The sequence below is a fragment of the Ensifer adhaerens genome (genome assembly GCF_002007205.1).
Lineage (GTDB): Bacteria > Pseudomonadota > Alphaproteobacteria > Rhizobiales > Rhizobiaceae > Ensifer > Ensifer adhaerens_D.
The window spans coordinates 1,235,097-1,254,216 of the sequence record NZ_LAZS01000005.1 but is presented as its reverse complement, the minus strand read 5'-3'; the positions used below and the strand labels follow the sequence as shown (position 1 = coordinate 1,254,216).

At 61.0% G+C, this 19,120-nt stretch carries 21 protein-coding genes; 16 read left to right on the top strand and 5 right to left on the bottom strand.

Annotated elements, in window-relative coordinates:
• From cysE to XB14_RS09765, 7 genes are all read left to right on the top strand, one after another.
• Entirely contained in the window at positions 1-828 is an 828-nt protein-coding gene (gene cysE / locus XB14_RS09795) for a serine O-acetyltransferase (RefSeq protein ID WP_077961389.1), read from the top strand.
• Positions 829-926: 98 nt separating this feature from the next.
• Positions 927-1,130 carry a DUF3126 family protein gene (locus tag XB14_RS09790; protein ID WP_034796738.1) on the top strand — a complete coding sequence of 68 codons (204 nt, stop codon included), beginning with the start codon at positions 927-929 and terminating at the stop codon, positions 1,128-1,130.
• Positions 1,131-1,409: 279 nt separating this feature from the next.
• A complete protein-coding gene (locus tag XB14_RS09785; RefSeq protein ID WP_077961388.1) occupies positions 1,410-1,766 on the top strand; it encodes a phasin family protein in 357 nt (118 codons plus the stop codon).
• 243 nt (positions 1,767-2,009) lie between these two features.
• The gene (gene clpS / locus XB14_RS09780) at positions 2,010-2,363 is read left to right on the top strand and encodes an ATP-dependent Clp protease adapter ClpS (protein ID WP_043622145.1); all 354 of its coding nucleotides are present in this window, start codon (positions 2,010-2,012) and stop codon (positions 2,361-2,363) included.
• 9 nt (positions 2,364-2,372) lie between these two features.
• Positions 2,373-4,889, top strand: a complete 2,517-nt coding sequence (gene clpA / locus XB14_RS09775) for an ATP-dependent Clp protease ATP-binding subunit ClpA (RefSeq protein WP_077961387.1) — start codon at positions 2,373-2,375, stop codon at positions 4,887-4,889.
• Between the two features lie 194 nt (positions 4,890-5,083).
• Positions 5,084-5,821, top strand: coding sequence for an AzlC family ABC transporter permease (locus XB14_RS09770; RefSeq protein WP_077961386.1), 738 nt, complete (start codon positions 5,084-5,086; stop codon positions 5,819-5,821).
• Positions 5,818-6,162 carry an AzlD domain-containing protein gene (locus XB14_RS09765; RefSeq protein WP_077961385.1) on the top strand — a complete coding sequence of 115 codons (345 nt, stop codon included), beginning with the start codon at positions 5,818-5,820 and terminating at the stop codon, positions 6,160-6,162. The genes XB14_RS09770 and XB14_RS09765 overlap by 4 nt, the downstream gene beginning before the upstream one ends.
• 94 nt (positions 6,163-6,256) lie before the next feature.
• Here the strand turns inward: XB14_RS09765 and XB14_RS09760 are convergent, their stop codons facing one another.
• From XB14_RS09760 to XB14_RS09745, 4 genes are read right to left on the bottom strand one after another with little or no spacing between them, the layout of a single operon-like run.
• Positions 6,257-6,673: an HIT family protein gene (locus XB14_RS09760; protein ID WP_077961384.1), complete on the bottom strand. Its 417-nt coding sequence runs from the start codon at positions 6,671-6,673 to the stop codon at positions 6,257-6,259.
• A gap of 42 nt (positions 6,674-6,715) precedes the next feature.
• Positions 6,716-7,903, bottom strand: a complete 1,188-nt coding sequence (locus tag XB14_RS09755; protein ID WP_077961383.1) for a GNAT family N-acetyltransferase — start codon at positions 7,901-7,903, stop codon at positions 6,716-6,718.
• Positions 7,904-7,907: 4 nt separating this feature from the next.
• Positions 7,908-8,633, bottom strand: coding sequence for a glycerophosphodiester phosphodiesterase (locus tag XB14_RS09750; RefSeq protein ID WP_077961382.1), 726 nt, complete (start codon positions 8,631-8,633; stop codon positions 7,908-7,910).
• A gap of 14 nt (positions 8,634-8,647) precedes the next feature.
• Complete coding sequence (locus tag XB14_RS09745) at positions 8,648-9,115, bottom strand: RidA family protein (protein ID WP_077961381.1); 468 nt, start codon at positions 9,113-9,115, stop codon at positions 8,648-8,650.
• Between the two features lie 145 nt (positions 9,116-9,260).
• Here XB14_RS09745 and XB14_RS09740 point away from each other — a divergent pair, with 145 nt between their 5' ends.
• The 8 genes from XB14_RS09740 to rseP all read left to right on the top strand — a co-directional run bounded on the left by XB14_RS09740 (position 9,261) and on the right by rseP (position 16,524).
• On the top strand, positions 9,261-10,088 hold the full coding sequence (locus XB14_RS09740) for a cell envelope integrity EipB family protein (protein ID WP_077961380.1): 828 nt from the start codon (positions 9,261-9,263) through the stop codon (positions 10,086-10,088).
• Between the two features lie 183 nt (positions 10,089-10,271).
• Positions 10,272-11,039 (top strand): 30S ribosomal protein S2, encoded by a 768-nt coding sequence (gene rpsB / locus XB14_RS09735; RefSeq protein ID WP_053247295.1) that lies wholly within the window; start codon positions 10,272-10,274, stop codon positions 11,037-11,039.
• Positions 11,040-11,292: 253 nt separating this feature from the next.
• Complete coding sequence (tsf, locus tag XB14_RS09730) at positions 11,293-12,216, top strand: translation elongation factor Ts (RefSeq protein WP_077961379.1); 924 nt, start codon at positions 11,293-11,295, stop codon at positions 12,214-12,216.
• A 192-nt stretch (positions 12,217-12,408) separates the two neighbouring features.
• Positions 12,409-13,131 carry a UMP kinase gene (pyrH, locus tag XB14_RS09725; RefSeq protein ID WP_077961951.1) on the top strand — a complete coding sequence of 241 codons (723 nt, stop codon included), beginning with the start codon at positions 12,409-12,411 and terminating at the stop codon, positions 13,129-13,131.
• A 54-nt stretch (positions 13,132-13,185) separates the two neighbouring features.
• Positions 13,186-13,746, top strand: a complete 561-nt coding sequence (frr, locus tag XB14_RS09720) for a ribosome recycling factor (protein ID WP_034796704.1) — start codon at positions 13,186-13,188, stop codon at positions 13,744-13,746.
• Positions 13,747-13,783: 37 nt separating this feature from the next.
• Positions 13,784-14,527: an isoprenyl transferase gene (locus tag XB14_RS09715; RefSeq protein WP_077961378.1), complete on the top strand. Its 744-nt coding sequence runs from the start codon at positions 13,784-13,786 to the stop codon at positions 14,525-14,527.
• A complete protein-coding gene (locus XB14_RS09710) occupies positions 14,527-15,360 on the top strand; it encodes a phosphatidate cytidylyltransferase (RefSeq protein WP_077961377.1) in 834 nt (277 codons plus the stop codon). The genes XB14_RS09715 and XB14_RS09710 overlap by 1 nt, the downstream gene beginning before the upstream one ends.
• 30 nt (positions 15,361-15,390) lie before the next feature.
• Complete coding sequence (rseP, locus tag XB14_RS09705) at positions 15,391-16,524, top strand: RIP metalloprotease RseP (protein WP_077961376.1); 1,134 nt, start codon at positions 15,391-15,393, stop codon at positions 16,522-16,524.
• Positions 16,525-16,608: 84 nt separating this feature from the next.
• Here rseP and XB14_RS33165 read toward each other — a convergent pair whose 3' ends face one another.
• Positions 16,609-16,833, bottom strand: a complete 225-nt coding sequence (locus XB14_RS33165) for a hypothetical protein (protein ID WP_179119520.1) — start codon at positions 16,831-16,833, stop codon at positions 16,609-16,611.
• Here XB14_RS33165 and bamA point away from each other — a divergent pair.
• Complete coding sequence (gene bamA, locus XB14_RS09700; RefSeq protein WP_077961375.1) at positions 16,775-19,108, top strand: outer membrane protein assembly factor BamA; 2,334 nt, start codon at positions 16,775-16,777, stop codon at positions 19,106-19,108. The genes XB14_RS33165 and bamA overlap by 59 nt on opposite strands.
• Positions 19,109-19,120: the final 12 nt, after the last annotated feature.

Here is a 19,120-nt window from a genome sequence, read left to right as displayed (position 1 = left end):
ATGGTCGCCAAGACCGAACTTCGCCAGGCAGAAGCGCTGAAAGTGATGGATCCGATCTGGAATAGCCTGCGCGAAGAAGCCCGCGTGGCCGCCGAGCAGGATCCGATGCTTGCGGCCTTCCTCTATTCCACCGTGGTCAACCAGCATTCCCTCGAAGAAAGCGTGATCTACCGCATCTGCGAAAGGCTGGATCACCCCGATCTGCAGGCAAACCTTTTGCGCCAGACCTTCTCCGAGATGCTGGAGGACTGGCCGGAGTGGGGCACCATTCTGCGCGTCGACATCCAGGCCGTCTACGACCGCGATCCCGCCTGCACCCGCTTCATCGAGCCGGTGCTCTACTTCAAGGGCTTCCATGCGATCCAGACCCATCGCCTGGCCCATTGGCTGTTGAAGCGTGGCCGCAAGGATTTCGCCTTCTACCTCCAGAGCCGCGCATCGAGCGTCTTCCAGACGGACATCAACCCCGCCGCCCGCATCGGGCGTGGCATTTTCCTTGATCATGCCACCGGCCTCGTCGTTGGCGAGACGGCTGTCATCGGCGACAACGTCTCTATCCTGCACGGCGTGACGCTCGGCGGTACCGGCAAGGAAGGCAGCGACCGCCATCCGAAGATCGCCGATGGCGTGCTCATCGGTGCCGGCGCCAAGATCCTCGGCAACATTCACATCGGGCATTGCTCGCGCGTCGCTGCCGGCTCGGTCGTGCTGAAACCGGTACCGCCGAAGTCGACCGTCGCCGGCGTGCCGGCAAAGGTGGTGGGCGAGGCCGGTTGTTCCGAGCCGTCGCGCCAGATGGACCAGATCCTTGCCAGCTTCGATATCTGACATGCGGGAACCGGTGTGTACCCTCTTTCGAGGGGTTTACACCCGCCGATGCAGCATGCGAGAAGCGCCGCACAGTTAAACGGCTACGGAGACGTGTTTTGAAGCCCGAAGAAATCCGCAAGCTTGAAGCCTATTTCAAGCGCACCTTCAATCAGCAGATGGTCGTCAAGGCTCGCCCGAAGAAGGACGAGTCCGCTGAAGTCTATCTCGGTGACGAGTTCCTCGGTGTCGTCTTCCGCGATGAGGAAGACGGCGAGCTTTCCTACAACTTCTCCATGGCGATCCTCGACATCGATCTCTAAGGTCTGCCGTCGGACGCTTTCAGTATAAACCCCGAAAATCCCTGGGATTTTTGGGGTTTATTGTTTTGGGCGAGATGTTGATGTCTTGCTGGGCAATTGCTCGCCATCGCTTGTCTTGGAGCTGTAGCGAGCGCGGCCAATAAATTTTACGCCGGACCGCGATATTTCATCAAGTTGTTGCATCTGTTGTATTTTATTGCGTCGCACACTTGTCTTGACTTTTTGTGCAGTGCACATAAACTGAAGCCTCAAATCCGGCCGTCACCAAGGAGACACCCGATGTTCAACTTCGATGATGCAAACAAGAAGAGCAAAGAAGCCATTGACGTGGCTGTAAAGAGCTATTCCGCTTGGACCAAGGGTCTCCAGGCTATCGCGACCGAAGCCGCCGATTACTCCAAGAAGTCCTTCGAGGACGGCGTGGCGCACGTCGAAAAGCTGACCAGCGTCAAGAGCGTCGAGGCTGCTTTCGAACTGCAGACCAACTTCGTGAAGTCGAGCTATGAAGGCTTCGTTGCTGAAGCAACGAAGATCGGCGAAATGTACGCCGATCTCGCAAAGGACGCCTACAAGCCCTACGAAGCACCGGTTGCCAAGGCAACGGCAGCAGTCAAGGCTGCCGCTGCAGCAGCCTGATCGCCGGCTAGGACAAACTCTCAACAAAAAAAGGCCGGTCGCAGCGCTTGCGACCGGCCTTTTTTGTTTTCCGCATAAGCTGTGCGCAGCCCAAAGAAAGTTGATCAATCTTGCGAACCAACGTGCGATTATGATTGCAGTGTGTTGGTTCGGTCTTAAAATCTGAAAACGAACCATTAGATAAAGGGCAAGCAGGCTGCGGCCGAGTTCGATGGGTCGCTGCTGTACAAGGAACTGACAAGAATGATCGCCATGCCGGTCCGGATGCAGCAAGGTAGCGATGATGAGGGGAACGGCAACAACCGCAGCACGTCCGTCATCACGCGTACCAAGCCGAAGACCAAAAAGCCGAGTTTGTATCGCGTTCTGCTTTTGAATGACGATTACACGCCGATGGAATTTGTCATCCATATTCTGGAGCGCTTCTTTCAAAAGAACCCGGAAGAGGCGACCCGCATCATGCTCCACGTCCACAATCACGGCGTGGGAGAGTGCGGCGTCTTCACCTATGAGGTCGCCGAAACCAAGGTGACGCAGGTGATGGATTTCGCCCGGCAGCATCAGCATCCGTTGCAATGCGTCATGGAAAAGAAATGAGGAACTAACGTGCCAACATTTTCGCCCAGCCTCGAAAAGGCGCTGCACCAGGCACTGACTTTTGCCAACGAGCGCCACCACGAATACGCTACGCTCGAGCATCTGCTTCTGGCATTGATCGACGATGCCGACGCTGCGGCCGTGATGGGCGCCTGCAACGTCAACCTTGAAACGCTGCGCAAGACCGTGACCGATTACGTCGACAACGAATTGTCGAACCTGGTGACCGGCTACGACGAAGATTCCAAGCCGACGGCCGGGTTCCAGCGCGTGATCCAGCGGGCGGTGATCCACGTGCAATCGTCCGGTCGCGAGGAAGTGACCGGGGCCAACGTGCTGGTCGCGATCTTCGCCGAGCGCGAAAGTCACGCTGCCTATTTCCTGCAGGAGCAGGAGATGACCCGCTACGACGCGGTCAACTTCATCTCGCACGGCATCGGCAAGCGGCCCGGCAGCTCCGAGGCCCGTCCGGTGCGCGGCTCCGACGATCACGAGAGCGAGCAGAAGCCCGCGCGCGATAATGAAGAGACTGGCGCCAAGAAGCAGCAGGACGCGCTGACCGCCTATTGCGTCAACCTCAATGAGAAGGCGAAGTCCGGCAAGATCGACCCGCTGATCGGCCGTCACGCCGAGGTGAACCGCACGATCCAGGTGCTCTGCCGCCGCTCCAAGAACAATCCGCTCTATGTCGGTGACCCCGGCGTCGGCAAGACGGCGATCGCCGAAGGCCTCGCCAAGCGCATCGTCGAAAAGAAGGTGCCCGAGGCGTTGCAGGATGCGACGATCTTCTCGCTCGACATGGGCACGCTTCTTGCCGGCACGCGCTACCGTGGCGATTTCGAAGAGCGCCTGAAACAGGTCGTCAAGGAGCTCGAGGACTATCCGGGCGCCGTACTCTTCATCGACGAGATCCATACGGTCATCGGCGCAGGCGCCACGTCCGGCGGCGCGATGGATGCGTCTAACCTTTTGAAACCGGCGCTGTCCTCCGGCGCGATCCGCTGCATCGGTTCGACTACCTACAAGGAATACCGCCAGTTCTTCGAGAAGGATCGGGCGCTGGTCCGTCGCTTCCAGAAGATCGACGTGAACGAGCCGACGATTGCCGACGCGATCGAGATCATGAAGGGGCTGAAGCCTTACTACGAGGAATATCATCACCTGAAATACTCGAACGAGGCGATTAAGGCCGCGGTCGAGCTTTCGGCCCGCTACATCAACGACCGCAAGCTGCCGGACAAGGCGATCGACGTGATCGATGAATCCGGTGCCGCACAGATGCTGCTGCCCGCCAGCAAGCGCCGCAAGCTGATCACCGAGAAGGAGATCGAGGCGACGATCGCGACGATGGCGCGCATCCCGCCGAAGACCGTTTCCAAGGACGACGAGGCGGTACTCGCCAACCTCGAGAAAGAGCTGCGCTCGGTCGTCTACGGCCAGGACCTGGCGATCGAGGCGCTCGCGTCGTCGATCAAGCTGGCGCGCGCCGGCCTGCGCGAACCGAACAAGCCGATCGGCTGCTATGTCTTCTCCGGCCCGACCGGCGTCGGCAAGACGGAAGTCGCCAAGCAGCTTGCGACTTCGCTCGGCGTCGAACTCCTGCGCTTCGACATGTCGGAATACATGGAGCGGCACACGGTTTCGCGTCTGCTCGGTGCACCTCCCGGCTATGTCGGCTTCGACCAGGGCGGTCTCCTGACCGATGGCGTCGACCAGCATCCGCATTGCGTGCTGCTGCTCGACGAGATCGAGAAGGCGCATCCGGACCTGTTCAACATCCTGTTGCAGGTCATGGATCACGGCTCGCTGACCGACCATAACGGCAAGAAGATCGACTTCCGCAACGTCATCCTGATCATGACGACCAATGCCGGAGCATCGGAAATGGCCCGGGCCGCCATCGGCTTCGGATCGTCCAAGCGCACCGGTGAAGACGAAGAGGCACTGAACCGTCTGTTCACGCCGGAGTTCCGCAACCGTCTGGATGCGGTCATTCCCTTCGCCTCGCTGCCGACCCCGGTCATCCACCAGGTGGTGCAGAAGTTCGTCATGCAGCTGGAAACTCAGCTTGCCGAGCGCAACGTCACCTTCGACCTTGCGCACGAGGCAATCGCCTGGCTTGCCGAGAAGGGCTACGACGAGAAGATGGGTGCGCGGCCGCTCGCCCGTGTCATCCAGGAAAACATCAAGAAGCCGCTCGCCGATGAAATCCTCTTCGGCAAGCTGAAGAAGGGCGGCGTCGTCAAGGTGACGATCGGCACGAAGGCCGACGGCACCAAGGGTCTGCTGCTCGATGCGGTTCCGGAGACAACGCCGATCAAGCCGAAGGCGGAGGTTTCCCGCCCGGCGATGAAGGCGTCCAAGCCGAAGAAGGCTGAAGACAAGGAAGAGGTGGGCGCCGAGCCCACGCCAAAGTCCAAGCCGAAGAAGGCCGCCGCCAAGGCCTCTGCCGATGGCGAAGCTGGGGCGAGCGACGCGGCTCCGAGAAAGGGCCGTACGGTGCCGAAGGTGCCGCGCAAGAAATAGATCGCCCTTGCAGGAATGTTCGACGGTGCCGGATGCAACCCATCCGGCACCGTTTTTCTTTGGGGCCAAGCGGGAAAACCCTTTGCGGTTCTTCGCCAAGTCCCGGTCTGATAACCTATAGTCGGTCACGATGATCCCCGGACGATTCGATCCGGGATCGTCGTGGTCGATGAGCAAACAATCCGGAATCGCCGATGAAGAGAGAAGAAGACGAGCAATCTTCGCTCGCCTGGTTCGGGAAAGGCATGCGCGGCATTTTCAGCCTGCCGGCCTTCATACTCATGCTGTCCTTCGTCGGCTTCTGTTCGCTGACGGCCCAGGCCGGTATCCCGGTCGAGCAGGTGGTCTTCATGGTCGGCATGGTCTGGGCGCTTCCCGCCAAGGTCATTCTCGTCAGCTCGATAATGAGCGGCGCGGGCCTCGCAACCGCTTTCCTTGCGGTCTCGCTGTCATCCGTCCGCCTGATGCCGATGGTCGCCGCGCTGATACCGGAGCTGCGTGGGTCGCGCACGCCGACCTGGCTCTTGCTCCTCCTGTCGCATTTCGTGGCGATCACCGCCTGGGTGTTTGCAATGGAGAAGGTGCCGCAGGTGCCGCGCGAACGGCGCGTTGCCTTCTTTGCCGGCTTCGGTATCACGCTCGTTGCGGCAAACATGCTGCTCGTCGCCGTGATCTACCACTTCGTCGCCGATTTTCCGCCAATCGTTGCCGGCTGCCTGTTTTTTCTGACGCCGGTCTATTTCTTGGCGTCGATCTGGCACTCGGCGCGCCACCCGGTCGTCTACGTCGCGCTTTTGTTCGGTCTTGCCGGCGGGCCGCTGTTTTATTGGCTGCTTCCGGAATTCGACATCCTGCTCGCCGGCCTTGTCGGCGGCACGCTCGCCTGGCTCGTCGAGCGCCTGTGGCGCCGAAGAAAGGAGGTGGGGGCATGACGTGGCACGACGGTTGGTGGGCCTATGTCTTCATCGCGATTGCCGGCTGGTTGGCGACCGACCTGTGGCGATGGCTCGGCGTGCTGGCGGGCAACAGGCTTCGTGATGATTCCGAGGCGCTGAACTGGGTGAGGGCGGTGGCCACCGCGCTGGTCGCAGCGGTTATCGCAAAGCTCATCCTTTATCCGACGGGTGTACTCGAACAATCCCCGCTTTGGCTGCGGGCAGGTGCGGTCGCGCTCGGGGCCGCCGCCTTCTTCCTGTTCGGAAGAAAGCCGGCAATCGGGATCGCGACTGCCATCGCCGGGCTGGCCGTCGGGCTCTGGTGGCTTGGCTTTTAGCCAAGCCGATGCTGAGAGCCGGGCACCAAGGAGCCGGCGGGGACGCCGGCTCAATCAAATTCGCCGAGTTGTCGATTCTCGGGCGCAGGTGCGACTACAGCGCCTGCCGGACCTTTTCAGCATTGGCCGCCAGCACGGCGCCATCTTCCATCGTGCCGGAATGCGGCTTCAGCGGGACGCCTGCACGGCGCGGAATGACGTGGAAGTGCAGATGGAAGACCGATTGTCCGGCCGGCGCTTCGTTGAACTGCATCACCGTCACGCCGTCGGCATCGAACGCTTCCTTGGCGGCGACCGCCAGTTTCTGCACGGTCGCAATCAGCGCTGGCAGCGTTGCAGTGTCGGCGTCGAGAAGGTTGCGCGAGGGCGCCTTCGGAACGACGAGCAGGTGGCCTTCGGCCTGCGGCATGACATCCATGAACGCGATCGTTGCGTCGTCCTCGTAGACGCGATGCGAGGGGATTTCGCCGCGCAGGATCTTGGCGAAGATGTTGTTGTCGTCGTAGCTCATTGTTCTTCCTCGTGTATTGAAGCCGGCCTTCACGAAAAGCGATCAGTCGTCCTGCCGCTCACCTTTGCGGAAAGGTCCGTGTTCTGCAAGAAACTCGCCTGTTTCCTCCACATCCCTGCGCTCGCGCTGCAGATAGTCGCCGACGGCGCGGGCGAGCCCCGGATGCGTGATGAAATGGGCGGAATGGGTGGTGACGGGCATGTAGCCGCGCGCGAGCTTGTGTTCGCCCTGGGCGCCGGCCTCGACCCGCTTCAGTCCCTTGGCGATCGCAAAGTCGATCGCCTGGTGATAGCAGACCTCGAAGTGCAGGAACGGATGGTCCTCGATGCAGCCCCAGTGGCGACCGTAGAGCGCGTCGCCGCCGATGAAATTGATGGCGCCGGCGATGTAGCGGCCGTTGCGGCGCGCCATCACCAGCAGGATATCGTCGGCCATGCGCTCGCCGATCAGCGAATAAAACGCACGCGTCAGATAGGGGCGGCCCCATTTGCGTCCGCCGGTGTCCATGTAGAAGGAGAAGAACTCGTCCCAGATCGCTTCCGTCAGGTCGCTGCCGGTGAGCCAGTCGATCGAGATGCTGCTTTCGAGCGCGGCCCTGCGTTCCTTCTTCAGCGCCTTGCGCTTGCGTGAGGCAAGGGTCTCCAGGAAATCGGCTTGCGATCCATAGCCTTCATTGGTGAAGTGGAACTGCTGGTCGGTGCGGTGCAGGAACCCGGCGCGCTCGAGGGCAGGCATCTCGGCTTCCGGCACGAAGGTCACGTGCGCCGACGACACATCGTGTCTGCGGGCAAGCTCCTTCAAGCCCGCGGCAAGCGCATCCTGAACGGCACTCTGGCTTTCATTCGGCGCCGATAGCAGCCTTGGTCCGGTCGCCGGGGTGAACGGGATGGAACTTTGCAGTTTCGGATAGTAGCGGCCGCCGGCGCGCTCGAAGGCGTCGGCCCAGCCGTGGTCGAAGACATATTCCCCCTGGCTGTGGTTCTTCAGGTAGCAGACGAGGCCGCCGCGCAGCTGTCCGTCGGCGCCTTCGAGGAGCAGGTGCTGGCCAAGCCACCCTGTCTTGGCGGTTGCCGATCCGGATTCCTCTAAAGCCGAAAGATAGGCATGCGAGAGGAAAGGATTGTAGACGCCGTCGGGATGCGCCTTCGATGCACCGGACAGCACGTTCCAGCGTGCCGCCGGTATATCGGTGAAGGATTGCGCGATGCGGAGAGTGACGGCGTCTGACATCGCTTTAGGAAACCAGGGCCTCCCGCGGGTCGAAACCCTCGAAGGTCATCTGGTCCGCATGGGCGAATGTGTACGCCTCGGCCTGCCGGTCGCGCACGGTCCAGGTTATGATCGTCCGGCCGAGCGTCCGTTCCTTGGTGATGAACGGGTTCGGCAGGTGGCCGTAGTGATAGGAGATGAAGTCGAGCCCGAGCTGCATTGCTTCCTCGTGCACGAAGAAGGTCTCCGGATTGGCGCCTTCCGCGGTGAGACCCAGCGGGTATGGCGCGTCGAGCGCCTTCAGGTCCTTGAGCAGCCAGTGGTCGAAGCTCATCAGGGCGACGTGCCCCTTATAGCCCTCGAGCGTTTCGAGCACGGCGGCGGCAAAGCCTTCGTCGTCGCCCTTGCGGCCCTTGAGTTCGATGACCAGCGGCACCTTGCCGGCGACCAGGCGCAGCATCTGCGTCAGCGTCGGCACCTTGTCCTTCGTCCCGCCGATCGCCATCAGGCCGAGTTCGCCGGCCGTACGCGAGCGCACGTCGCCCTTGATGCCGCAGAGGCGCTCCGTGTCGTCATCGTGGAAGACGACCGGAATGCTGTCGGCGGTATATTGCAGGTCGCATTCGATCGCGAAGCCTGCGTCCACGGCGCGGGAGAACGCCGAAAGCGTGTTCTCCCAAACCTGCCTGTTCATGTCGTGATAGCCGCGATGGGCGATCGGTTGGGCCTTCAGCCAGGAAATGTCAGCCATTGTCATGGACTCTGTCACGCGATCTCGATGACCGCGTCGATCTCGACGGCGGCATTGAAGGGAAGCGAGGCCATGCCGACGGCGGCGCGGGCATGCTTGCCGGCCTCGCCGAGCACGGTGGCGAGCAGGTTGGACGCACCGTTGATGACCAGATGCTGCTCGACGAATTCCGGCGTCGAGGCGACGAAGCCGTTGATTTTCACCAGACGATGGATCCGACCGAGGTCGCCGCCGAGCGCGGCCTTGGCTTGCGCCAGGATGTTGATCGAGCAGAGTTCGGCGGCGCGCTGGGCCCGGGCAACATCGACGTCCTTGCCGACGATGCCGGTCACCGCGACCTTGCCGTCTTCCATCGGAAGCTGCCCGGAGATGTAGAGCATCGAGCCGCTGATGACGTAGGGAACGTAGTTCGCGACCGGGGTCGCAGCCTGGGGAAGGGTGACGCCGAGGTCCTTGAGGCGCGCTTCGATCTCTGCCGACATGGAAAGCTCCATTGTTGTCTTTTGTGTTAAAATCCTGCATTCAGGCCGGATCGCGGCGGGCGCCGGCTTTTTTCTGCAAGCACCGCCTCGCTTCTGCCGAACGCTTGTTTATAGCATTGCCGGCGAGTCCAACAGGAGGAAACGGATGTTTCATAAAGGCTTCGGTCTCGTCACATTGGGCAGCGCCTGTTTCGCCGTCATGACCGCATCCGGCGCCACGGCGGCCCATGCAAATGCCCTCGTGCCGCACCGTGCCGTCTATGATCTCGAACTCAAGGATGCATCGGACCGTTCGGGCATCGCCGGAATGTATGGTCGCATGGTCTACGAGTTCAATGGCTCGGCCTGCGAGGGCTATACCGTCAGTTTCCGTTTCGTCACTCAGGTCGACACCGGCGAGGAAGTTCGCCTCACCGACCAGCAGACCACGACCTACGAAGACCTGAGGAACGGCAACTTCCGTTTCCTGACGCGGTCCTTCACCGACGAAAAGCTGGACAAGGAAGTGCGGGGCACGGCGCATGAGGAAAAGGCGGGCGTCAAGGTCGAACTGACCGCGCCTGACAAGCGCGAGGTCGAGCTTGCAGCGAGCCGTTTCCCGACGGCGCATATGATGGAGGTGATCTCGCGGGCGAAGAAGGGCGAGGGCCTGTTCGAGGCGCGCATATTCGATGGCTCCGATTCGGGCGACAAGACCTTGATTACCTCGACCTTCGTCGGCAAGTCGCGCAAGCCGACGGCCGACGAGCCGGACGCCGGCAAGGCGGGCAAGCTCAGCGGCGACAGCTACTGGCCGGTGACCATCTCCTATTTCAATGACGACAAGAGCGGCGATGCGCTGCCGATCTACCGCATGTCGTTCAAGCTCTACGAGAACGGGATTACCCGCGACCTGACGATGGACTACGGCGATTTTGTCCTGAGCGGCAAGCTTGCGGACCTCGAAGTGTTCAAATCCGAGGACTGCAAATAGCCGATTGCTGCAAAAAGCGGCGTTTGCGGCTTGATTTCTCGGGCGGTTGCCGTTAAGGGGCTGCCCATTCCACACGTGAAGCATGGGATGTTCCGGGAGAAATCCGGATCGTTCCGCCGGTGGGCAAGTCGAAAGACCATGCTCGACGCTTCGCGGAGGTTCAACCGGAAAAGGAGAAAAGGCATGGCATTGCCTGATTTTAGCATGCGTCAGCTTCTGGAAGCTGGCGTTCACTTCGGCCACCAGACGCACCGCTGGAACCCGAAGATGAAGCCGTACATTTTCGGCGATCGCAACAACGTCCACATCATCGACCTCGCTCAGACCGTGCCGATGCTGTCGCGCGCCCTGCAGATCGTCAGCGACACCGTTGCCAACGGCGGCCGTGTTCTGTTCGTCGGCACCAAGCGCCAGGCTTCCGAAATCATCGCTGACGCTGCCAAGCGTTCGGCCCAGTACTACGTCAACGCCCGCTGGCTCGGCGGCATGATGACCAACTGGAAGACGATTTCGAACTCGATCCAGCGCCTGCGCAAGCTCGACGAAATCCTCGCTTCGGAAGCTTCGGGCTTCACCAAGAAGGAACGCCTGAACCTCGAGCGCGAACGCGAGAAGCTGAACCGTGCTCTCGGCGGTATCCGCGACATGGGCGGCACACCGGACCTGATGTTCATCATCGACACCAACAAGGAATCGATCGCGATCGACGAAGCCAAGCGCCTCGGCATCCCGGTTGTCGCAGTCATCGACTCGAACTGCGACCCGGACCAGATCGATTACCCGATCCCCGGCAACGACGACGCTTCGCGCGCCATCGCTCTCTACTGCGACCTGATCGCTCGTGCAGCCATCGACGGCATTGCCCGTCAGCAGGGCGCATCGGGCCGCGATCTCGGCGCATCGGCAGAAGCTATGGTCGAGCCGGCGCTCGACGAGGCCTCCGAAGCCTGATCGGGCCTTGGCGGCAGGTAACTCTGCCGCCCCCAATGAAATGTCGGGACAAGGCCGTTTGTGATGGAAATCTGAACGGCCTTGTTCTTTTCTGCCGGGGATGGTGCCGATCGGTTCGGATTGTTGGATCCGAGCAAAAACACCGTGATGCAGTCATCACGGTGTCACATTGAAAAGCCATTCCCTGCCACACCTCCTGGTGCCGCGCCTTTAGCGGGCAGCGCGCCAGCCAAACACGCAAAGAGGCAATAAGATGAGTGTAACTGCAGCAATGGTGAAGGAACTGCGCGAAAAGACCGGCGCAGGCATGATGGATTGCAAGAAGGCGCTCGCCGAAACCAATGGCGACATGGAAGCTGCGATCGACTGGCTGCGTGCCAAGGGCATCGCAAAGGCCGACAAGAAGTCGGGCCGCACGGCTGCTGAAGGCCTCATCGGTATTGTCAGCGGTGGCGTCAAGGCCGTCGTCGTCGAAATCAACTCCGAGACCGACTTCGTCGCCCGCAACGAAGCCTTCCAGGAACTCGTTCGTGGCGTCGCCAACGTCGCGCTCGGCACCGACGGTTCCGTTGACGCCATTGCCGCTGCCAACTACCCGGCAACCGGCAAGTCGGTCGACGAGACCATCAAGGACGCGATTGCCACGATCGGCGAGAACATGACGCTGCGTCGCGCGGCTCTGCTTCAGGTCGAAGACGGCGTGGTCGCAACCTACATCCACAACGCTGCCGGCGACGGCATCGGCAAGCTCGGCGTTCTCGTCGCGCTGAAGTCGATCGGCGACAAGGAAGTTCTGTTCTCGGTCGGCCGCCAGATCGCCATGCACATCGCTGCCACCAACCCGCTCGCGATCCGTGCGGACGAAGTTGACGCTGCTGTCGCCGAGCGCGAGCGCAACGTTTTCATCGAGCAGTCGCGCGCTTCGGGCAAGCCGGACAACATCATCGAAAAGATGGTCGAAGGCCGTATGCGCAAGTTCTTCGAAGAAGTTGCCCTGCTGTCGCAGGCCTTCGTCATGAACCCGGAAATCACCGTCGGTCAGGCCGTCAAGGACGCTGAAAAGCTCGCTGGCGCACCGATCGAAGTCACCGGCATGGCTCGCCTGCTGCTCGGCGAAGGCGTCGAGAAGGAAGAGTCCGACTTCGCTGCAGAAGTTGCAGCCGTCGCCAAGGGCTGATTTCTTCACCCATATTGGGAAAACCTTGGGGCATCGCGTGACAACGCGGTGCCCTTCGTGTATCCGGCTTCGTCAATGCGCTGGACCCGCCGGAAAATACGCCGCTGCGGTTGAAACCATGGAGCGCAATGTGTCCTTATGCGCTGTGCGCCGCCGTTGTGCGCACGCGCGCCGATCTGTTCAGGAGCGATGATGCCGGCCGAGCCACTCTACAAACGCGTTCTACTCAAAGCCTCCGGTGAAGCCCTGATGGGCAGCCAGGGCTTCGGCATCGACGTTGCGGTCGCTGACCGCATCGCCGCAGATATCGCCGAAGCGCGCGCCATGGGCGTCGAAGTGGGCGTGGTTGTCGGCGGCGGCAACATCTTCCGCGGCGTCGCCGTTGCCTCCAAGGGCGGCGATCGGGTGACCGGCGACCACATGGGCATGCTGGCGACCGTCATCAACGCGCTGGCGCTTGCAACCTCGCTGCGCAAGCTCGATATCGACACAGTGGTGCTTTCGGCAATCGCGATGCCCGAGATCTGCGAAAGCTTCTCGCAGCGCGCCACGCTCTATCACCTTTCCCTCGGCCGCGTCGTGATCTTCGCCGGCGGCACCGGCAATCCCTTCTTCACGACCGATTCGGCCGCGGCTCTTCGCGCCGCCGAAATGGGCGCGCAGGCGATCTTCAAGGGCACCCAGGTCGACGGCATCTATTCCGCCGACCCGAAGAAGGATCCGACTGCGACCCGCTTCGACCGCCTGACGCACAGCGAAGTCCTCGAGAAGGGCCTTGCCGTCATGGATGTTGCCGCCGTCGCGCTTGCGCGCGAAAATGCCATTCCGATCGTTGTCTTCTCCATTCATGAGAAGGGTGGCTTTGCGGAAATATTGACCGGCGGCGGTTGCGCGACCATCGTTACAGACAACTAAGACGCTGCAGAACGGCCCCTTGGGCCGGCGTATGATAGAACGGGAGTTTCGACCATGAGTGAAGGTGTTGACCTCAAGGAACTGAAGCGTCGCATGGATGGCGCCATTTCCGCATTCAAGAGCGATATCGCGTCGCTCCGTACCGGCCGCGCATCGGCGAACGTTCTGGATCCGGTGACCGTCGAAGCCTACGGCTCGCGCGTGCCGCTCAACCAGGTGGCGAACATCACGGTTCCCGAGCCGCGCATGCTGTCCGTCTCTGTCTGGGACAAGCAGATGGTCGGCGCCGTCGATCGCGGCATTCGCGAATCGAATCTCGGCCTCAATCCGATCATCGACGGCCAGAACCTGCGCATTCCGCTGCCCGAGCTCAACGAAGAGCGCCGCAAGTCGCTCGTCAAGGTGGCACATGATTATGCGGAAAAGGCGAAGGTCGCCGTGCGTCACGTTCGCCGCGATGGCATGGACGACCTGAAAAAAGCCGAAAAGGACGGCGACATCGGCCAGGATATCAGCCGTTCTCAGTCCGAGCGCGTGCAAAAGATGACCGACGAAACGATTTCCGATATCGACCGCTTGCTCGTCGAGAAGGAAAAGGAAATCATGCAGGTCTGATCTGCTCGTGATCTGAGTCTCCTTTCGCGGACGCCTTATGCAAAACCTCACAGCCACGACCGTTCCACAGCATGTTGCCATCATCATGGATGGCAACGGACGTTGGGCAAACGCGCGTGGGTTGCCGCGCACCATGGGGCATCGCAAGGGCGTCGAGACCGTTCGCGCCGCCGTGAAGACGGCGGGCGAGCTGGGCATCCGCTATCTCACGCTTTTTGCCTTTTCCTCGGAAAACTGGAGCAGGCCGGCGGCGGAAGTCAGCGATCTCATGGGGCTGCTCAAGACCTTCATCCGCCGGGATCTTGCCGATCTGCACCGCGAGAATGTCCGCATCCGCGTGATCGGCGACCGCTCCAATCTCAGAGGCGACATTCTACCGCTGCTGGTGGAGGCCGAGGAGACGACGCGGGCAAATACCGGGATCACCCTCGTCATCGCCTTCAATTATGGCGCGCGGGACGAGATGACACGGGCCATGCGGCGCCTGGCGGCGGACGTCGCCGAAGGGAGGTTGCGGCCGGAGGACATCACTCCTGAGCGTATCGCCGCAACGCTGGACACGTCAGGCATTCCCGATCCGGACCTGATCATCCGCACCAGCGGCGAAGAGCGTCTCTCCAATTTTCTTCTGTGGCAGGGCGCCTATTCGGAGTTGATCTTCGTACCGGAGCTGTGGCCGGACTTTACCCGCGAGACCTTCCTCGCGGCGCTTGAGAAGTACGCCTGCCGGGAACGCCGCTTCGGCGGCGTCACTGAGCCCACGCTGGCGGTTGGTTCCTGATGCAGACTGAACTCAAGCTTCGCATCGCTTCGGGAGTGGTCCTCGCAGCGGTGGCACTGGCGGCGACCTGGTTCGGCGGTTTGGCGTTTCAGGTCCTGTCGGCGCTGATCGCGCTGCTCGTCTATTACGAGTGGTCGACGATTACGGGTCTCCACGAACGGGACTTCCAGGGCAATGCCGTCGGCTGGCTGGCCATTGCCGTGATCGCCGGACTGATCGTGACCGGCTATATCGGCTACAGCCTGCCGGTGCTGGCCGTGTTCGTCGTCCTCACCGTACTTTGGGTATTGCTGCAGAAAACCAGCTGGTGGCTGCCGGGCGGTGTCGCCTATGCCGGACTGACCGGCATCTCGCTGGCAGCGCTGCGTGGCGCCGACGACCTTGGCCTGATGGCGACGCTGTTCGTCTTCGCCGTCGTCTGGTCGACCGACATTTTTGCCTATTTTACCGGTCGTGCGATCGGTGGCCCCAAGCTCGCGCCGCGCATATCGCCCGGCAAGACATGGTCGGGTGCCATCGGTGGCACAATTTGCGGCATCGTTGCCGGCGTTGCCGTCTTTATGGCTTATTTTTCACTGCAAGATCTCCGGATTCCGATTATCGCGCTGGTGCTTTCCGTCGCCAGCCAGGTGGGAGACTTGTTCGAATCCTTCATCAAGCGCCGTTTTGGGGTGAAGGATTCCAGCCGCCTCATTCCAGGGCATGGCGGCGTTATGGATCGGGTCGACGGGTTGATATTCGCGTGCGTCGCGGCATTGATTCTGGTCATGGTTCAGTATTTCGTCAGCGATGGGCGCCAGATCGCTTTCGGATCAGTCCTGTATAGCCTTTAACCCAGGCCCGCGGGTGCTTGAGGAACGTTCATGACATATCTGCTTGATGCCCTTCAGATTCTGACCGGCTACGTTATCCCATTCCTTCTGGTGCTGACGTTGCTGGTCTTCGTGCACGAGATGGGCCACTATCTCGTCGGCCGCTGGTCGGGCATTCGCATCCTCGCGTTTTCGATCGGCTTTGGCCCCGAGCTTGTCGGCTGGACCGATCGGCATGGAACCCGGTGGAAGCTGGCGGCAATCCCTCTTGGCGGCTACGTCAAGTTCTACGGCGACGAGGATGCGGCGAGCACTCCGGACTACACGCGGCTGGAGGCGCTGGCGCCGGAAGAACGCAGCCGGACCTTCCTCGGCGCCAAGCTGTGGAAGCGGGCGGCAACCGTGGCGGCCGGGCCGATCGCGAACTTCATCCTCGCCATCGCCATCTTTGCCGTTCTGTTCTCCGTCTACGGGCGTCAGGTTGCTGACCCCGTCGTTGCGCGGGTGAACGAGAACAGTGCCGCCGCACAGGCTGGTGTCGTTCCGGGGGATCGCCTGATCTCGATCGACAATACGCCGGTCGTCACCTTCGACGACGTTCGCCGCTATGTCAGCGTTCGTCCGGAGATGCCGATTTCGATCCGAATCGAGCGCAACGGCGCGATGCTCGATCTGTCCATGGTGCCGCAGCGCACCGAACTCACGGACCAGTTCGGCAACAAGATGGAAATCGGCGTCATCGGTATCCTGACCGATCAGGAGGCCGGCAACTTCCGCACCGTCAACTATGGCCCGATCGAGGCCGTCGGGCAGGGCGTCCTGCAAAGCTGGCACGTCGTCACCGGCACGTTCGACTATCTCTACAATGTCGTGACCGGGCGGATGAAGGCGGACCAGATCGGCGGGCCGATCCGCGTCGCCAAGGTTTCGGGGCAGATGGCGACGCTTGGAATTCCGTTTTTGCTGAATATTGCTGCGATCCTGTCTGTTTCCATAGGATTGCTTAACCTCATGCCCGTTCCGGTGCTTGATGGCGGCCACTTGATGTTCTATGCGGTTGAGGCCTTGCGCGGGAGGCCGGTGGGCCCGGCCGCGCAGGATGTCGCCTACCGGATCGGCTTTGCCATGGTGCTGATGCTCATGGTTTTTGCCACCTGGAACGACATATCGATGTTCTTCGGCTAGCGTTCGGCCGGGGAAACGGCGAGGGGGATTTCGACGGATACTGTGAACGATTGGTTTTCAACGGCTTGCGACGAAAGGTTTTGTTTACGATAAATCGAGGCTGTAGTGGCCGTTAAGCCACGGTTCGAATTGAAGTAAACAGAAATTAACGAGCTGGCTTGCTTGTATGGGAAAAGCGGTTAAAACGGCAACCGTGACCGGAGTCGGCACGAAATTGCCGCGCGACGTTTGGAAAAGGTAAGATTTGAACATGAAAGCTGGTTCAAGGTTTTTGAACGCGGTGTCGGCGGCTGCGCTGTCAACAAGCATTGTTGTTTCCGGCGCTGGTGTTGGGTTGCTCGCAGGCACGTCCGTTGCAGAAGCTGCGGTCATCAATCGTGTCGAAGTTCGCGGCGCCACGCGCGTCAGCGCTGAGACGGTTCGCGCCAACATCACGATCGTTCCCGGCAAGAGCTTCAGCAACACCGACATCGACGCTTCCGTGAAGCGCCTGTATGCGACCGGCTATTTCTCCGACGTCAGCATCAACGTTTCCGGCGGAACGCTGGTCGTCAGCGTGAGCGAGAATCAGCTGGTCAATCAGGTCGTCTTCAACGGCAACCGCAAGATCAAGGACGACAAGCTCCAGGGCATCGTGCGCACGCAACCGCTTGGTCCTTACAGCGAAGCGACGGTCGAGACGGACATCCAGAACATCAAGGACGCCTATTCCGCGATCGGTCGCGGCGACGTCACGGTGACGACGCAGGTCGTTCCGGTCGCCGAAGGGCGGGTCAACCTTGCATTCGTCATCAACGAAGGCGAGCGCACCAAGATTTCCCAGATCAATTTCGTCGGCAACGAGGCCTACAGCGACGGTCGCCTGCAGTCCGTTATCGCGACGAAGGAATCGGGCATTTTCTCCTTCATCACCCGCAAGGACGTCTACAATCCGGACAAGCTGCGCGCCGACGAAGAACTGCTGCGCCAGTTCTACTACAACCGCGGTTTTGCCGACTTCCAGGTCGTTTCCTCGGATGCCGCGCTCAACGAAGCGACCAACGAGTACACGGTGACGATCACCGTCGAAGAAGGTCCGCGCTATGATTTCGGCGCCGTCAACGTCGAATCGACGGTCGAAGGCGTCAACGCCGAAGAGTTGAAGGGTCTCGTTCTGAGCCGTGAGGGCTCGGTCTACAAGGCCAAGGACGTTCAGGCGACGATGAGCGAGATTTCGAAGCGCGTCGCTTCGGAGGGCTATCCTTTTGCGCGCGTTACGCCGCGCGGCAACCGCGACCTCGCCAATCACACGATCGCCGTCGACTACCTGGTCGATCAGGGCGAGCGTGCTTACGTCGAGCGCATCGAGATCCGCGGCAACACCCGCACGCGCGACTATGTCATCCGTCGCGAGTTCGACATGGGCGAAGGTGACGCCTTCAACCAGGAAATGGTCGCGCGCGCCAAGCGCCGTCTGGAAGCGCTCGGTTATTTCTCGAGCGTCAACATCTCGACCGCGCCGGGCAGTGCTGCTGACCGCGTCGTCGTGATCGTCGACGTTCAGGATCAGTCGACCGGTTCGTTCGGTATCGGCGCGGGTTACTCCGCCGGTAGCGGTGGTGGTTTCCTCGTCGAAGCTTCGATCGAAGAAAAGAACTTCCTGGGTCGCGGTCAGTACATTCGCGTCGCCGCCGGTCGTGGTGACGAAAGCCGTACCTACAACGTTTCGTTCACGGAGCCGTACTTCCTCGGCTATCGTCTGGCCGCGGGTTTCGACGTCTTCAAGAACGAAAACGACTTCGATGACGACAACTACAGCTACGAAGACCAGGGCTTCAGCCTGCGCGTAACGGCGCCGATCACCGAGAACCTGTCGACGACGCTGCGTTACAACTTCACGCAGTTCGACTATAGCGGCAACGTCGCGAAGCTTTCTTCGCCTTACGTTCGTGCGGTTGAAGGCGGAAACTGGGTTCGTTCGTCGGTGTCGCAGTCGATCACCTACAACACGCTCGACGATGCGCAGCTGCCGCACGACGGTATTCTCGCGACCTTCACGCATGAATTCGCCGGCCTCGGCGGTGATTCCGACTTCTACAAGATGACCGGCAAGGCCAAGTGGTACTACACGGTCAACGACGAAGCCGACATCATCGCTTCGCTCGGCGGTAGCGCCGGCCATATCTTCGAAACCGGCAGCGACCTGCAGGTCTTCGACCAGTTCCAGCTTGGCACCAGCGACATCCGCGGCTTCGAGCGCAATGGTATCGGCCCGCGCGACAAGGCGACAGGCGACTCGCTCGGCGGTACGACCTACTTCACGGCTTCGGCCGAAGCGACGTTCCCGCTCCCGGGTATTCCGCGTGACAGCGGCTTCCGCGGCGCGGTCTTCGCTGATGCCGGCACGCTCTATAGCAACCAGGTCAAGATGGCTCCGGGCGAAACCGTGCAAGGCAACAATTCGTCGCTGCGTGCGTCGGTTGGCGTCGGTCTGATCTGGGCATCGCCCTTCGGTCCGCTGCGTGTCGACTATGCATGGCCGATTGCCAAGGAAGATTTCGACCGGGTACAGAACCTGAAGTTCGGTATTTCCTCGTCGTTCTGATAAGAAGCAGTC

What these genes read in the sequence shown, in the direction of transcription:
- XB14_RS33165 (WP_179119520.1), bottom strand. Translation starts at nt 16,833, where the DNA reads ATGCTTGTTGACAGCGCAGCCGCCGACACCGCGTTCAAAAACCTTGAA.
- XB14_RS09785 (WP_077961388.1), top strand. Translation starts at nt 1,410, where the DNA reads ATGTTCAACTTCGATGATGCAAACAAGAAGAGCAAAGAAGCCATTGAC.
- XB14_RS09745 (WP_077961381.1), bottom strand. Translation starts at nt 9,115, where the DNA reads ATGTCGGCAGAGATCGAAGCGCGCCTCAAGGACCTCGGCGTCACCCTT.
- XB14_RS09755 (WP_077961383.1), bottom strand. Translation starts at nt 7,903, where the DNA reads ATGTCAGACGCCGTCACTCTCCGCATCGCGCAATCCTTCACCGATATA.
- tsf (WP_077961379.1), top strand. Translation starts at nt 11,293, where the DNA reads ATGAGTGTAACTGCAGCAATGGTGAAGGAACTGCGCGAAAAGACCGGC.
- XB14_RS09765 (WP_077961385.1), top strand. Translation starts at nt 5,818, where the DNA reads ATGACGTGGCACGACGGTTGGTGGGCCTATGTCTTCATCGCGATTGCC.
- XB14_RS09740 (WP_077961380.1), top strand. Translation starts at nt 9,261, where the DNA reads ATGTTTCATAAAGGCTTCGGTCTCGTCACATTGGGCAGCGCCTGTTTC.
- XB14_RS09715 (WP_077961378.1), top strand. Translation starts at nt 13,784, where the DNA reads ATGCAAAACCTCACAGCCACGACCGTTCCACAGCATGTTGCCATCATC.
- XB14_RS09770 (WP_077961386.1), top strand. Translation starts at nt 5,084, where the DNA reads ATGAAGAGAGAAGAAGACGAGCAATCTTCGCTCGCCTGGTTCGGGAAA.
- XB14_RS09710 (WP_077961377.1), top strand. Translation starts at nt 14,527, where the DNA reads ATGCAGACTGAACTCAAGCTTCGCATCGCTTCGGGAGTGGTCCTCGCA.
- cysE (WP_077961389.1), top strand. Translation starts at nt 1, where the DNA reads ATGGTCGCCAAGACCGAACTTCGCCAGGCAGAAGCGCTGAAAGTGATG.
- clpS (WP_043622145.1), top strand. Translation starts at nt 2,010, where the DNA reads ATGATCGCCATGCCGGTCCGGATGCAGCAAGGTAGCGATGATGAGGGG.
- XB14_RS09750 (WP_077961382.1), bottom strand. Translation starts at nt 8,633, where the DNA reads ATGGCTGACATTTCCTGGCTGAAGGCCCAACCGATCGCCCATCGCGGC.
- pyrH (WP_077961951.1), top strand. Translation starts at nt 12,409, where the DNA reads ATGCCGGCCGAGCCACTCTACAAACGCGTTCTACTCAAAGCCTCCGGT.
- frr (WP_034796704.1), top strand. Translation starts at nt 13,186, where the DNA reads ATGAGTGAAGGTGTTGACCTCAAGGAACTGAAGCGTCGCATGGATGGC.
- rseP (WP_077961376.1), top strand. Translation starts at nt 15,391, where the DNA reads ATGACATATCTGCTTGATGCCCTTCAGATTCTGACCGGCTACGTTATC.
- bamA (WP_077961375.1), top strand. Translation starts at nt 16,775, where the DNA reads ATGAAAGCTGGTTCAAGGTTTTTGAACGCGGTGTCGGCGGCTGCGCTG.
- rpsB (WP_053247295.1), top strand. Translation starts at nt 10,272, where the DNA reads ATGGCATTGCCTGATTTTAGCATGCGTCAGCTTCTGGAAGCTGGCGTT.
- XB14_RS09760 (WP_077961384.1), bottom strand. Translation starts at nt 6,673, where the DNA reads ATGAGCTACGACGACAACAACATCTTCGCCAAGATCCTGCGCGGCGAA.